Source organism: Stenotrophomonas indicatrix (assembly GCF_002750975.1).
Taxonomy (GTDB): Bacteria; Pseudomonadota; Gammaproteobacteria; order Xanthomonadales; family Xanthomonadaceae; genus Stenotrophomonas; species Stenotrophomonas indicatrix.
This window is the reverse complement of sequence record NZ_PEJS01000001.1, coordinates 2,133,071-2,147,559: the sequence shown is the minus strand read 5'-3', so window position 1 is coordinate 2,147,559 and position 14,489 is coordinate 2,133,071. Positions and strand designations below refer to the sequence as shown.

The 14,489-nt window shown below is 65.4% G+C and carries 12 protein-coding genes; all 12 read left to right on the top strand.

Going from position 1 to position 14,489, the window contains the following annotated elements; all coding sequences use genetic code 11:
* The first annotated feature begins 139 nt into the window (after positions 1-139).
* The 12 genes from mobA to modA all read left to right on the top strand — a co-directional run bounded on the left by mobA (position 140) and on the right by modA (position 14,488).
* Positions 140-688 (top strand): molybdenum cofactor guanylyltransferase, encoded by a 549-nt coding sequence (gene mobA, locus CR918_RS09925; protein WP_025874343.1) that lies wholly within the window; start codon positions 140-142, stop codon positions 686-688.
* Positions 685-1,050: a hypothetical protein gene (locus CR918_RS09920; RefSeq protein WP_059064361.1), complete on the top strand. Its 366-nt coding sequence runs from the start codon at positions 685-687 to the stop codon at positions 1,048-1,050. The genes mobA and CR918_RS09920 overlap by 4 nt, the downstream gene beginning before the upstream one ends.
* Positions 1,051-1,194: 144 nt before the next feature.
* Positions 1,195-2,613: a NarK family nitrate/nitrite MFS transporter gene (locus CR918_RS09915; protein ID WP_099842670.1), complete on the top strand. Its 1,419-nt coding sequence runs from the start codon at positions 1,195-1,197 to the stop codon at positions 2,611-2,613.
* 69 nt (positions 2,614-2,682) lie between these two features.
* Positions 2,683-6,438 carry a nitrate reductase subunit alpha gene (locus CR918_RS09910; RefSeq protein WP_099842669.1) on the top strand — a complete coding sequence of 1,252 codons (3,756 nt, stop codon included), beginning with the start codon at positions 2,683-2,685 and terminating at the stop codon, positions 6,436-6,438.
* Positions 6,438-7,982 carry a nitrate reductase subunit beta gene (gene narH, locus CR918_RS09905; protein ID WP_025874347.1) on the top strand — a complete coding sequence of 515 codons (1,545 nt, stop codon included), beginning with the start codon at positions 6,438-6,440 and terminating at the stop codon, positions 7,980-7,982. Before CR918_RS09910 ends, narH begins: the two co-directional genes overlap by 1 nt.
* A complete protein-coding gene (gene narJ / locus CR918_RS09900; protein ID WP_033831275.1) occupies positions 7,982-8,662 on the top strand; it encodes a nitrate reductase molybdenum cofactor assembly chaperone in 681 nt (226 codons plus the stop codon). Before narH ends, narJ begins: the two co-directional genes overlap by 1 nt.
* Positions 8,659-9,366, top strand: coding sequence for a respiratory nitrate reductase subunit gamma (narI, locus tag CR918_RS09895; protein WP_025874349.1), 708 nt, complete (start codon positions 8,659-8,661; stop codon positions 9,364-9,366). Before narJ ends, narI begins: the two co-directional genes overlap by 4 nt.
* Before the next feature lie 3 nt (positions 9,367-9,369).
* Positions 9,370-10,269 carry a peptidylprolyl isomerase gene (locus tag CR918_RS09890; RefSeq protein WP_025874350.1) on the top strand — a complete coding sequence of 300 codons (900 nt, stop codon included), beginning with the start codon at positions 9,370-9,372 and terminating at the stop codon, positions 10,267-10,269.
* Between the two features lie 24 nt (positions 10,270-10,293).
* Complete coding sequence (locus tag CR918_RS09885; RefSeq protein WP_099842667.1) at positions 10,294-11,625, top strand: MFS transporter; 1,332 nt, start codon at positions 10,294-10,296, stop codon at positions 11,623-11,625.
* Positions 11,626-11,721: 96 nt separating this feature from the next.
* Positions 11,722-12,936 carry an oxygen-independent coproporphyrinogen III oxidase gene (locus tag CR918_RS09880; RefSeq protein WP_099842665.1) on the top strand — a complete coding sequence of 405 codons (1,215 nt, stop codon included), beginning with the start codon at positions 11,722-11,724 and terminating at the stop codon, positions 12,934-12,936.
* A gap of 11 nt (positions 12,937-12,947) precedes the next feature.
* On the top strand, positions 12,948-13,724 hold the full coding sequence (locus CR918_RS09875) for a helix-turn-helix domain-containing protein (RefSeq protein ID WP_033831271.1): 777 nt from the start codon (positions 12,948-12,950) through the stop codon (positions 13,722-13,724).
* Between the two features lie 20 nt (positions 13,725-13,744).
* Entirely contained in the window at positions 13,745-14,488 is a 744-nt protein-coding gene (modA, locus tag CR918_RS09870; RefSeq protein WP_099842663.1) for a molybdate ABC transporter substrate-binding protein, read from the top strand.
* Position 14,489 lies beyond the last annotated feature (1 nt).

Genomic DNA, 14,489 nt, shown 5'->3' with positions numbered 1-14,489 from the left:
TCCCCTTGCGCTTGGCAGAAGCAGCCACGCATGGCGTGGCTCTACTGAGGCGTACCTGCACGGTTGCTCCATGCGTGGATGGCGCCTTCCCCTCGCGCCCGACAGGAGCAGCCACGCATGGCGTGGTCGGGTTTCCCGCGTGACAACGCCCATTGCCGGCATCGTGCTTGCCGGCGGCCTGTCCAGCCGGATGGGCCGTGACAAGGCATTGCTGCCCTGGCAGGGGCGCACCCTGCTGGAGCACATGCGTGGCACCTTGCGGCTGGCCGGGGCAGACCGGGTCTGGGTGAGCGGGCGCTACCCTGCCTTCGGCGGCATACCCGACCAGATCACGCGTTGCGGGCCGCTCGGAGGCCTGTTCAGCGTGGCGATGCAGATGACCGATGGCCCGGCTTGGGTAGTACCGGTGGATACGCCCCGCTTGACCCCGGATCTGCTGCAGCAATTGCGTGACGGGCATCGCAGCGCTTGCACGATCTTTGACGGGCATCCGCTTCCGATGCTGTTTAATGTGGACAATGAAAGTCGCACGATCCTCGAAAACATGATCCACGATCCCCTCGGCCCGCGTTCCCTGCAGGCCTTGCAACACCGGCTGGACGCGCAGACGCTGCGCCTGGCCCACGCTGATGAAAGCGCCCTGATCAACTGCAATACCCCCACCCAATGGGAGGACGTTGCCTCATGAAGGTGCAGTTGCAAGAACAGACAATGCGTCTGCGCCTGGACGAGGCCGAACTGGCCCGGCTGCTGGCCGGTGAAACGGTGGAGAACCTGACCCGGTTCGGCGGCAGTGGTGGTTGGGGTACCGCCGTTTCGCTGCATGGTGGCGAATCGGCCGTGCTGCTCGACAGCGGCACCGATTGCCGCCTGGTATTGCCCCGGTCTTCCGTGGAGGACCTGGCCGGGCGCCTGCCATGCCGCGATGGCCTGGCCTTTGCGCTGTATCTGGACGACGGCACCACGCTGCAACTGCAGTTCGATGTGGATGTGCGCGACAGCGTGCGCCAGCGTGGCGTGACCCGCCGCGGTTCCGCGTCACCGGTTTGACATTTGTCAGGGGCAGGCTGAAAACCTGCACCTGATTGATCCAGATCAACCCCGTCGTTGCTGCTGCACGGCCTAATGGCTGCATGACGACGGGTTACAACTTGAAAGCAGTACCCACGTCATTCCACAGCCTTGGAGCCATGTATGACCGTCGGTAGCGATCCTGTTGTCCGCAGCACTGCCAGTCCCGGTCGCGTCATCAGCGACTGGACGCCGGAAGATCCCGGCTATTGGGAGCGCACCGGCAAGCGGGTCGCCACCCGCAACCTGGTCATCTCCATTCCCTCGCTGCTGCTGGCCTTCTCGGTCTGGGTACTGTTCTCGGCGGTGACCATCAGCCTGCCGAAGATCGGCTTCGGCTTCAGCACCGATCAGTTGTTCTGGCTGGTGGCACTGCCCAGCCTGTCCGGCGCGACGCTGCGCATCTTCTATTCGTTCGTGATTCCGATCTTTGGCGGTCGCCGCTGGACGGCGCTGTCCACTGCGTCGCTGCTGGCCCCGACGATCTGGCTGGGCTTTGCGGTGCAGAACCCGGCCACGCCGTACTGGGTGTTCGTGGTGATCGCGATCCTGTGCGGCTTTGGTGGGGCGAACTTCTCCTCGTCGATGTCCAACATCTCCTTCTTCTATCCCAAGCAGAAGCAGGGCCTGGCGCTGGGCCTGAATGCCGGCCTGGGCAATGTCGGGGTGTCGGTGGCCCAGGCGGTGATTCCGCTGGTGATCACGGTGGGCGTATTCGGTGCCCTCGGTGGTGCGCCGCAGCCGGTGGTGGAGGGCGGTGCACCGCTGTACCTGCAGAATGCCGGCTTCATCTGGGTGCCGGCCATTGCGTTCTGCGCGGTGGCGGCCTGGTTCGGCATGAATGACCTGACCAGCGCGCGTTCCTCCTTCGCCGAGCAGGCGGTGATCTTCCGCCGCAAGCACAACTGGCTGATGTGCTGGTTGTACATCGGCACCTTCGGTTCCTACATCGGCTTCTCTGCTGGCTTCCCGATGCTGGTGAAGAGCCAGTTCCCCGCCGTGAACCCCTTGGCCTACGCCTTCATCGGCCCGTTGCTGGGTGCGCTGATGCGCTCGGTGGGCGGCAGCATGGCCGACCGCTGGGGTGGTGCGCGGCTGACGTTCTGGGTGTTCGCGCTGATGATCGCAGCGGTGTTCGGCGTGCTGCATTTCCTGCCCAGCGATGGCCAGGGCGGCAACTTCTACGGCTTCCTCTTCAGCTTCATGGCGCTGTTTGTGCTCAGTGGCATCGGCAACGGCACCACCTTCCGCATGATCCCGGTGATCTTCCGCACGCTGCATGAGCGCCTGTCGGCAGGGGCCAACGCTGAAGGCAAGGCCGCGTCGGCGCACCAGGCCAGCATCGAGTCGGCTGCGGTGGTGGGCTTCTCTGGTGCGATCGGTGCCTACGGCGGCTTCTTCATTCCCAAGAGCTATGGCTCTTCGATCACGTTGACCGGCAGCCCCGATATGGCGCTGTACGGGTTCGTCGTTTTCTATGTCACCTGCCTGGCCGTGACCTGGTGGTGGTACTACCGGCGTGGCGCTGAGACGCCCTGCTGACATGAAAGCGCACCGCAGCCAGATGACACACACAGCCACGATGCAGATGTCCGCAAAGGGAGACCCCCGATGAGTTATTTTCTTGATCGCTTGCAGTTCTTCAAGCGTGACCCCCAGCCCTTTGCCGATGGCCATGGGTTTGCCAAGAGCGAAGGCCGTGACTGGGAGAACAGCTACCGGCAGCGCTGGCAGTACGACAAGATCGTGCGCTCCACCCACGGGGTGAACTGCACCGGTTCGTGCAGCTGGAAGATCTACGTCAAGAACGGACTGGTCACCTGGGAAACCCAGCAGACCGACTACCCGCGCACGCGCCCGGACCTGCCCAACCACGAGCCGCGTGGCTGCCCGCGTGGCGCCAGCTATTCCTGGTACCTGTACAGCGCCAACCGCCTGAAGTATCCGCTGGTCCGCGGCACGCTGCTGCGCCTGTGGCGCGAAGCACGCAGGACCCAGGGGCCGGTGGATGCCTGGGCCAGCATCGTGGAGGACAAGGAAAAGGCGCGCTCGTACAAGACCCGGCGCGGCATGGGCGGTTTCGTGCGGCTGAACTGGGAAGAGGCCAACGAGATCATCGCGGCTTCCAATCTGTACACGGTGAAGCAGTATGGGCCGGACCGCGTGGTCGGTTTCTCGCCGATTCCGGCGATGTCGATGGTGTCCTACGCCGCCGGCGCGCGTTACCTGTCGCTGCTGGGCGGCGCCTGCCTGTCCTTCTACGACTGGTACTGCGATCTGCCGCCGGCCTCGCCGCAGATCTGGGGCGAGCAGACCGATGTTCCCGAATCGGCCGACTGGTACAACAGCCGCTACATCATCGCCTGGGGCTCGAACGTACCGCAGACGCGCACGCCGGATGCGCACTTCTTCACCGAGGCCCGCTACAACGGCACCAAGACGGTCTCGATCTGCCCGGACTATTCCGAGCTGGCCAAGCTGACCGATCATTGGCTGCACCCCAAGCAGGGCACCGACGCCGCGTTGGCGTTCGCCTTCGGCCACGTGATCCTGCGCGAGTTCCATGTGGATTCGCCGTCGCAGTACTTCCAGGACTACTGCCGCCAGTACTCGGACATGCCGATGCTGGTGCGCCTGGAGCGCCGCGCCGATGGCCGCCTGGTGGCCGGCCGTTTCCTGCGTGCCAGTGAGCTGGGAGGGTTGGGCGAAGCCAACAACCCGGACTGGAAGACCCTCGCTTACGACGAGACCAGTGGCCAGATCGTGGTGCCGAACGGTTCGATCGGTTTCCGCTGGGGTGAGAAGGGGCGCTGGAACATCGAGGAGAAGGCCAGCAACGGTGCGGAGACGCGCCTGCGCCTGAGCCTGTCCGAGGCCAACGATGGCATCGAGGCGGTCAGCTTCCCGTATTTCGGTGGCATCGAAAGTGACGGCTGGACCGCCGCCCCGGCCGAGGAAGTACTGGATCGCAACATTCCGGTACGTCGCCTGGCGCTGGATGATGGCAGCCAGACGCTGGTGGCGACGGTGTATGACCTGCTGCTTGCGCAGTACGGCGTGGACCGCGGTTTCGGCGGCGCCAACGTCGCCAGGAGCTTCGATGAGAACGTGCCGGGCACGCCCGCCTGGCAGGAACGCATCACCGGCGTGTCGCGCGGGGAAGTGATCGAGATCGCCCGCGAGTTCGCGCGTACCGCCGACAAGACCCATGGCCGCTCGATGATCATCGTCGGTGCCGGCATGAACCACTGGTTCCACAACGACATGAACTACCGCGGCCTGATCAACATGCTGATCATGTGCGGTTGCGTGGGCCAGACCGGCGGCGGCTGGGCGCACTACGTGGGCCAGGAAAAGCTGCGCCCGCAGACCGGCTGGCAGCCGCTGGCGTTCGGCCTGGACTGGAGCAAGCCGCCGCGCCATATGAACGGTACGTCGTTCTTCTACTTCAACACCGGGCAGTGGCGTTACGAGAAGCTGCAGGTGGACGAACTGCTGTCACCGCTGGCCGACGCCAGCAAGTACAGCGGCAGCCTGGCCGACCTGAACCTGCGCGCGGTGCGCATGGGCTGGCTGCCAAGTGCGCCGCAGCTGGACCGCAACCCACTGCAGCTGGTGCGCGAAGCCGAAGCGGCGGGCGTGGCACCTGCCGACTACGCACTGGGCAAGTTCAAGGACGGTTCGCTGGACTTCGCCTTCGCCGACCCGGATGCCAGCCAGAACCACCCGCGGATGATGTTCATCTGGCGCTCGAACCTGCTGGGCTCTTCGGGCAAGGGCCATGAGTACATGCTGCGGCACCTGCTGGGGACCCGCCACGGCCTGCAGGGCAAGGACCTGGGCGAGATGGGCGCAGTGAAGCCGGAGGAGGTGAAGTGGCGCGACGAGGCGCCGGAAGGCAAGCTGGATCTGCTGGTGACGCTGGACTTCCGCATGTGCACCACCGCGCTGTACTCGGACATCGTGCTGCCCACCGCCACCTGGTACGAGAAGGACGATCTCAATACCTCGGACATGCACCCGTTCATCCACCCGCTGTCGAAGGCGGTGGACCCGGCGTGGGAATCGCGCAGTGACTGGGACATCTTCAAGGAGGTGGCGCGCACCGTGAGCGAGATGGCGCCCGGCGTGCTGGGCGTGGAGAAGGACCTGGTGCTGGTGCCGACCCTGCACGACACCCCCAACGAGCTGGGCATGCCGTTCGGCGTGGCCGACTGGAAGAAGGGCGAGTGCGAGGCCATCCCCGGCCAGACCATGCCGTCGATGACGGTGGTGGAGCGCGATTACCCGAACCTGTATCGCAAGTTCACCTCGCTGGGCCCGTTGCTGGACAAGCACGGCAATGGCGGCAAGGGCATGAACTGGGATACGAAGCATGAGGTGGAATTCCTGGGCAAGCTGAACCATACCGTGCGCGAGGAGGGGGTCAGCCAGGGCCGGCCGGCCATCTCGACAGCGATCGATGCGGCCGAAGTGATCCTGCACCTTGCCCCGGAGACCAACGGCCATGTCGCAGTGAAGGCGTGGGAGTCGCTGGGCGGTTTCACCGGCCGCGAGCACACCCATCTGGCGGTGGGCAAGGAGCACGAGGCGATCCGCTTCCGTGACATCCAGGCGCAGCCGCGCAAGATCATCTCTTCGCCGATCTGGTCCGGGCTGGAAGACGACAACGTCAGCTACAACGCGGGCTACACCAATGTGCACGAGCTGATTCCGTGGCGCACGGTGACCGGCCGCCAGCAGTTCTACCAGGACCATGAGTGGATGATCGACTTCGGCGAGGCCTTCATGAGCTACCGGCCACCGGTCAATACCCGCACCATTGAGCCGCTGCTCAACCAGCGTTCGAACGGCAACAAGGAGATCGTGCTGAACTGGATCACCCCGCACCAGAAGTGGGGCATCCACAGCACCTACAGCGACAACCTGATCATGCAGACGCTGTCGCGCGGTGGCCCGATCGTGTGGCTCAGCGAGGACGATGCGCGCAGTGCCGGCATCGTCGACAACGACTGGATCGAGCTGTTCAACGTCAACGGTGCGATCGCCGCGCGAGCGGTGGTCAGCCAGCGGGTGATGCCGGGCATGGCAATGATGTACCACGCCCAGGAACGCATCATCAACGTGCCGGGTTCGGAGATCTCCGGCACCCGCGGCGGCATCCACAACTCGGTGACCCGCATCGTGCTCAAGCCGACCCACATGATCGGTGGCTACGCGCAGCTTGCCTACGGTTTCAACTACTACGGCACCTGCGGTACCAATCGCGACGAGTTCGTGATCGTGCGCAAGATGGACAAGGTGGATTGGCTGGACGATGAACAGCCCGCTGGTGCCTCGGCATCGGCCAGCAAGGAGGTAGTGTGATGAAGGTCCGTGCACAGATCGCGATGGTATTGAACCTGGACAAGTGCATCGGCTGCCACACCTGCTCGATCACCTGCAAGAACGTGTGGACCTCGCGCGAGGGCGTCGAGTATGCCTGGTTCAACAACGTGGAAACCAAGCCGGGCATCGGCTACCCGAAGGAATGGGAAAACCAGGAGAAGTGGAATGGTGGCTGGGTGCGCACCGGCAGCGGCAAGCTGGTGCCGCGCGCCGGTGGTCGCTGGCGGATGCTGGCCAAGATCTTCGCCAACCCGGACCTGCCGCAGATCGACGACTACTACGAGCCGTTCGATTTCGACTACCAGAACCTGCACACCGCCAAGGACAGCCAGCACCAGCCGACCGCAAGGCCGCGCTCGCTGATCAGTGGCGAGCGCATGCAGAAGATCGAATGGGGCCCGAACTGGGAGGAGATCCTGGGCTCGGAATTCAGCAAGCGCTCGCGCGACTACAACTTCAATGAAGTGCAGAAGGAGATCTACGGCGCCTTCGAAAAGACCTTCATGATGTACCTGCCGCGCCTGTGCGAGCACTGCCTGAACCCGGCGTGCGTGTCGGCGTGCCCGTCGGGCGCGATCTACAAGCGCGAGGAAGATGGCATCGTGCTGATCGACCAGGACAAGTGCCGCGGCTGGCGCATGTGCGTGTCGGCGTGCCCATACAAGAAGATCTATTACAACTGGAAGAGCGGCAAGTCGGAGAAGTGCATCTTCTGCTACCCGCGCATCGAGATGGGCGAGCCGACGGTATGTTCGGAAACCTGTGTCGGCCGCATCCGCTACCTGGGCGTGATGCTGTACGACGCCGACCGCATTGCCGAGGCCGCGTCGGTAGCTGCCGAAAAGGATCTGTACCAGGCCCACCTGGATATTTTCCTGGACCCGCATGATCCGGCGGTGATTGCTGCTGCGCGCGCCGAAGGCATTCCGGACAGCTGGCTGGAATCGGCCAAGCAGTCGCCGGTGTACAAGCTGGCGATCGACTGGAAGCTGGCGCTGCCGCTGCACCCGGAGTACCGCACGCTGCCGATGGTCTGGTACGTACCGCCGCTGTCGCCGATCCAGTCGGCGGCCGAGCGGGGCCGCATCGGCATGAGTGGCGAGCTGCCGGACGTGGCCTCGCTGCGCATTCCGGTGCGCTACCTGGCCAACATGCTGACAGCCGGTGACGAGGCGCCGGTGGTGCGTGCGCTGGAACGCCTGATGGCGATGCGCGCCTGGCGCCGGGCCAAGAACGTGGACGGCGTGGAAGACACGGCGGTGCTGGACCAGACCGGGCTGACCGTGGCCCAGGTTGAAGAGATGTACCGCTACCTGGCCATTGCCAACTACGAGGACCGTTTCGTGATTCCGACCGCACACCGAGAGTACGCCAACGATGCCTTCGGCGAGCGCGGCGGCTGCGGTTTCACATTCGGCAACGGCTGCAACGGCGACAGCCCGGCCGACCTGTTCGGGCAGCGCAAGAGCACCAGCTTCGTGGTGAACAACGGCCCGAACCACCGCCGCAAGGAGGTGGTGTGATGAGCGTACTGAAGCTGGTGGGGGTGCTGCTGGACTACCCCCGCGACGAACTGTGGCAGCACGGTGAGGAACTGCTGGCGGCGTGCGATGAGGCGGCACTGACACCGGCGCGGCGCAGGCAGTTGCGTGGTTTCGTACAGCAGTTGCTGGACAGCGATCCGTTGGATGCGCAGGCCGCCTGGCTGGCGACCTTCGACCGCGGCCGCTCGATGAGCCTGCTGCTGTTTGAACACATCCACGGCGAATCGCGTGACCGTGGCCAGGCCATGGTGGACCTGGTGGAGACCTACCGCCGCAACGGCTTCGAACTGGATGCCCGTGAGCTGCCGGACTACCTGCCGCTGCTGCTGGAGTTCCTGGCCCACCAGCCGGAGACCGAAGCGCGCGAGTGGCTGCACCATATCGGACACATCGCCGGGATGCTGGCCGCGCGCGCCGCCGAGCGTGAGCTGCCGCACGTGCCGCTGCTGGAGATCCTCGTGGAAGCTGGTGACGGCAAGGTCAACCTGGAGGCGCTGCGGCAACGCGCCAGTGAGGAACCCCGCGACGATACGGCCGAGGCGATGGACCGGTTGTGGGAAGAGGAAGCGGTGCGTTTCGGTGCCGAAGCGCCCGCTGAAGACTGCAAGCCACCGACGCGCTCGCCGGCCCGTCCTGTGCATCGTGAGGTCCAGCCATGAACTACTACCTGCATCAATTTGCCTTCCAGTACTACCCGTACATTGCCGTGGCGGTGCTGCTGATCGGCAGCTGGGCGCGCTATGACAAGGCCATGTACACCTGGCGCACCGGTTCCAGCCAGATGCTGTCGGACAAGGGCATGCGGATCGGCAGCAACTGCTTCCACATCGGTATCCTCGCCATCCTTGGCGGCCATCTGGTCGGCCTGCTGACCCCGCACGCGGTGTATGAGCACTTCATCACCTCCTCACAGAAGCAGATGCTGGCGATGGTGGTGGGCGGCGTGTTCGGTGCGCTGTGCTTCATCGGCATCAGCATCCTGCTGGTGCGTCGCCTGACCAATGCCCGCGTGCGCGCCACCGGCAGCTTCGGTGACACCCTGGTGCTGGTGCTGCTGTTCGCCCAGCTCTGTCTTGGCCTGTACAGCATCCGCATATCGTCCGGGCATCTGGACGGTGGGGTGATGGTGCAGCTGGCCGAATGGGCGCAGCACATCGTGACCTTCCGTGCCGGTGCTGCTGACTACATCGAGGGCGTCAGCTGGGTCTACAAGATGCATATCTTCCTGGGCCTGACCCTGTTCCTGATCGCGCCCTTCACCCGGCTGGTGCATGTGTGGAGCATTCCGGTCAGCTATCTGTGGCGGCCGTACCAGGTGGTGCGCCGTCGCCAGGCGGCGCTGCGCTACGGACCGCGGGAGTAAGCCATGGGCAACCTGCCGAAGTTCCTGCCGATCACTGTGATCGATTCCGCCCAGGCGGTTCCGGCCGAGGCCCACCAGCACCAGCATGACGGGGCAGGGGAGGGGCCGCGCTCGCTCGGGCAACCGGCACCGTGCCGGTTGTTCGTGGAGGACACGGCGATAAGCGAGGCCGACATCGCCCGCGAGATGCAGCACCATCGGGCACTGCGCCCGGAACAGTCGCGTGCCGAGGCGGCGCGCGCACTGGTGGTGCGTGAACTGCTGCGGTTGGAAGCGCAGCGCCTGGGCCTGCTGGCGCCGGCAGGCGGCCGGGTCAGCGATGAGGAAGTGCTGATCCAGCAACTGCTGGAAGACGCGATCGAAGACCGCGTGCCGACCGACGAGGACTGCCAACGCTACTTCGAGCAGAACCCGGAGCGATTCCGCTCACCGGATCGGGTACGGCTGCGCCATATCCTGCTGGCCGCGCCGGCCGATGATGTGGCCGGGCGGCTGGCCGCACGCACCGAGGGCGAGCGTCTGGCCAATGAACTGAAAGCAGCGCCGCACCTGTTCGCCGACTTCGCCCTGCGTCATTCGCGCTGCCCGTCCAGCAGTGACGGCGGTGACCTGGGCTGGCTGCAGCGTGGGCAGACCACGCCGGAGTTCGATCGCCAGGTGTTCCGCCTGCGCGAGGGCCTGGCTGGCTTCCCGGTGGAATCACGCTGGGGCTACCACGTGGTCAGCATCGATGGGCGCGAGGAGGGGCAGCCGCTGCCGTTCGACGCAGTGCTGCCACAGATCCGGGACTACCTGGAGCTGCAGGTGCGCCAACGCGAGGTGCAGGCGTACCTGCTGCAGCTGCAGGAGCGCTACCCGGTGCGCGGACTGGATGAGATCGAAGCCGAAGCCGAGGTCGGCTGACCCACTCTTGAGGAAGGAGATTGCATGAACCAGGCCCTTGCCCCCGCCAGTGCCGGGCAGCAGCAGCGTGCGCTGTGGCTGAGCACATTCGCCTTCACCGTGTGCTTTGCGGTGTGGATGATCTTTTCCATCATCGGTATCCAGATCAGCGAGCAGCTGGGATTGACCGACACCCAGTTCGGCCTGCTGATCGCCACCCCGGTGCTGACCGGCTCGGTCAGCCGCGTGTTCCTCGGCATATGGTCCGACCAGTTCGGCGGCCGCAAGGTGATGGTGCTGGTGATGCTGTGCGGCGCAGTGGCTACCTGGATGCTGACCTATGCCCACACCTACCCCCAGTTCCTGTTCGCCGCGCTGTGCGTGGGTATTGCCGGTGGCAACTTTTCGGTGGGCGTGGCCTATGTGTCCAGGTTCTTCCCGGCCAGCAGGCAGGGCACCGCCCTGGGCATCTTCGGCGCCGGCAACATCGGCTCGGCGGTGACCAAGCTGCTGGCGCCTTTGGTGATGGTGGCCGCGGGCTGGACCATGGTGGCCAAGGTGTGGGCGGTCGCGCTGGCGGTCACCGCCGTGCTGTTCTTCCTGTTCAGCAAGGAAGACCCGTCGCTGGAACAGCGCCGCCGTGACGGGGTGAAGCCGGTGCCGTTCTCCGAGCAGATGGCTCCGCTGAGGAACCTGCAGGTGTGGCGGTTCTCGTTGTACTACTTCTTTGTGTTTGGTGGTTTTGTGGCACTGGCGTTGTGGCTGCCGCATTACCTGGTGGGGGCGTACGGCATGGACGTCGGCACCGCCGGCATGCTGGCAGCCTGCTATTCGATTCCGGCCAGCCTGTTCCGCGTGGTGGGCGGTTGGATGTCCGACAGGATGGGGGCGCGCCGGGTGATGTACTGGACGTTCAGTGTGTCGGCCATCTGCACCTTCCTGCTGGCCTACCCCGATACCGAGTACGTGGTGAAGGGCATCCATGGCCCGATCCAATTCCACCTGGCCATCGGCGTGGTGATGTTCACCGTGCTGGTGTTCGTACTGGGCTTCTTCATGTCGCTGGGCAAGGCTGCGGTCTACAAGCACATCCCGGTGTATTACCCCAGGCACGTGGGTGCGGTGGGCGGTGTGGTGGGCATGATTGGCGGCCTGGGTGGCTTCATCCTGCCGATCGTGTTCGGTGCGCTGAACGATGTCCTGGGCATCTGGAGCAGCTGCTTCATGTTGCTGTTCGTGGTGGTGTCCGCTGCCCTGGCGTGGATGCACTTCGCGATCCGCCGGATGGAGCGTCGACACTTCCCGCAGATCGATCGGGAGACCGATCTGCCGGAGGCCATCGATGCGGCTGCCGCGGAACGGGCACGCGGCACGTGAATGGCAGTGCCGGCCGCTGGCCGGCACCTCAGCGCAATACGTCACGCTTGATTTCAATCAGGGCTACGCGAAGAGGATCGCGCGAGGATGACAGCCATGAGCTTCCACGTTGATGCGAGCGAGGACACAGCGCTGCAGGCCGCATTGCTGCGGCAGCCGCGCCATGTGCTGTTTCCACCGGCCGGCCATTTCAGTGCCGGCTTCGGTGAAAGCGGCTGGCGTACTGCCGTGCAGGCCAGCAACGAGCACCTGATTCCACGTGGCCTGACGCTGGGCTTCCAGACCGGGCGCATGGGGACCGATGTGTCGGCCGAACGCTATCTCGACACATTGCTGGCCGCGTTGCGCCTGCAGGCAGATGCCTTGGCCGAGGACCGCGAGGTAGTGGCGATGGTGCTGCAGCTGGGTCTGGCCGAGGCACTGCCGCCGGTTCTGCTGGGGCAGCTGCTGGATGCGGTGCCGCAGTACCTGCGCACCGTGGCCCGGCCGCAGGTGGAGGCACGGCTGGATGCCGGCAGCGGCTTGTCGCCTGCACAACTACGTGCAGTGGGTTGCACGCGACTGAACGTGATCGACCGCGCCGATGCGCCTGGCCCGGCAGTGCTGGCGCAGGCGCGCGACGCCGGCTTCACTGCCCGCTACTACCAGCTGCGTGTGCCCGCTGCGGAGGATGCCGGATTCATCGGGCGCCTGCAGACCGTGCTGGCAGATGCGCCCGAACGCGTGCTGTTGCCGGCGCCGTGTGCGCTGCCAGAGCATCCCTCATCGGAACGCTGGCTGCAGGCATGGCGATTGCTGCGCGAGGCAGGCTATGTGGGTATCGGCGGCGACCATTACCAACGCGGGGACCTGCCGGACCCGAACGGCCCGGGTGACGGCCAGCGTCATTGCGATCTGGCAGGCGTGCCCCGCCGCGATCGCAGCGATTTCATCGGCATCGGCCTGGCGGCGTGCAGCCAGATTGGCGAGGTGTTCTGCCGGACGGAGGATGACCTGGAGCGCTGGCAGGCACGCCTGCGGGCAGGGCATGTGGGCGTGGCCGCTGGCCTGATCCTGTCGGAGGAGGAGCGGCTGGCTGCGGAGGTCGCGCAGAGCATCGCCTGCGATCATGCGCTGGATGCTGCTGCCTTCGAATGGCGCAATGATGTTCCGTTCGATGAATGCTTTGCCGAGACCCTGCCTGCACTCGCACCGCTGCTCGCGCGGGGCTGGGCGCGCTGGGACGGCCGCGTGCTTCGCCTGGCCGAGGAAGGGCGGTTGCTGTGGCGTATGATGGCCGCATGTTTCCGGCCGGCGGCCGCCATCGCTTGAGTGCTGTCCCGATGTCTTCAACTCCGCCCTCACAGGCCCGGCCCGGCCGGACCACGCCGAATCCTGCCGCCGCCGATGATGGCGACGCGCTGCATTTCTGCAGCACCTGTGCCTTCTCCGATGCATGCATGTCGCAGGGCTATGACAAGACGGCGCTGGGCGAACTGCATGTGCTGGTCGACCACGTGGGGCCGTTCCATGCGGGTGATTACATCTTCCGTGCGGGTGAGGCCTTCGATTCCATCGCCGCTGTGCGCGCAGGCATGGTCAAGACCTTCGTCGACGACAGCCAGGGCAACGAGCAGGTGCTGGGCTTTGCTCTGCCGGGCGAGGTGATCGGGCTCAATGCGATTCACGGTTCGCGCTTCCCCTGCAATGCGGTGGCACTGGATACGGTGCACCTGTGCCGCATTTCGTTCCCCAAGCTGAGCCTGCTGGCCACCCGCATGCCAGGGCTGCAGGCCAAGCTGTTCAGCCTGCTCAGCGCGGAGATCGGCAAGGTCGCCACGCTGGCGGCCAACCACCGCACCGAGGAGCGGATGGCAGCGTTCCTGCTGGATATGTCGGCGCGTTACGCGCGGCGTGGTTTTTCCGCGACCCGCTTCAACCTGACCATGGCCCGCACCGAGATCGCCAATTATCTGCGGATGGCGCCGGAGACGGCCAGTCGCGTGCTGCGGCGGTTGAGCGATGATGGCGTGATTGCGGTGAAGCAGCGCGAAATCCTGCTGCTGCAACCCGACCGGCTGGCGGCACTGGCCGTGGCCGATGAAAACGAACCCGATTGAACCTGGCCAGGGAGCCGACGATGAAGCGATGGGCAATGGTGTTTCTGGGTCTGCTGGCCACGCTGCCTGCGTGGGCTGGCAACCTCACCGTGTCGGCGGCATCCAGTCTTACCGAAAGCTTCCGCGAGCTGGGCGCAGCCTATGAGAAGGCGAACCCGGGCAGCAGGGTCGACTTCAACTTTGCTGCCTCCGGGGTGTTGCTGCAGCAGATCGCGCGCGGCGCGCCGGTGGATGTGTTCGCTTCGGCCGATGAAGCAACGATGGACCAGGCTGTGCAGCAGAAGCTGCTGGCGGCCGGTACGCGTGAGGTCTTCGCGGTGAACGCGTTGTGGGTGGTCGTGCCGCCGCAGGCGAAGGCGCCGCCGCGCGCACTGGCCGATCTGGCGGGTGCCGGCGTGCAGCGCATCGCAGTGGGCAACCCGGACAGCGTGCCGGTGGGCCGCTACGCGCGGGGAGCGCTGCAGGCCGCCAAGCTGTGGCCGGCCGTGCAGGGCAAGGTGATCAGTACGCAGAACGTGCGGCAGTCGCTGGATTACGTGGCGCGGGGCGAGGTGGATGCGGGGTTTGTCTACGCCACCGACGCGCAGGCAATGCCTGATCGCGTGCGGCGCGCGTTCGAGGTTCCGGTTGCCGGACGCATCGCCTATCCGCTGGCGGTGGTGCAGGCCAGCACGCAGCCGGTGGAAGCCAGGCGCTTCGCGGCGTTCGTGCGCTCGGCGCAGGGCCAGGCGATCCTGCACAAGCACGGGTTCGGCAAGCCCTGAC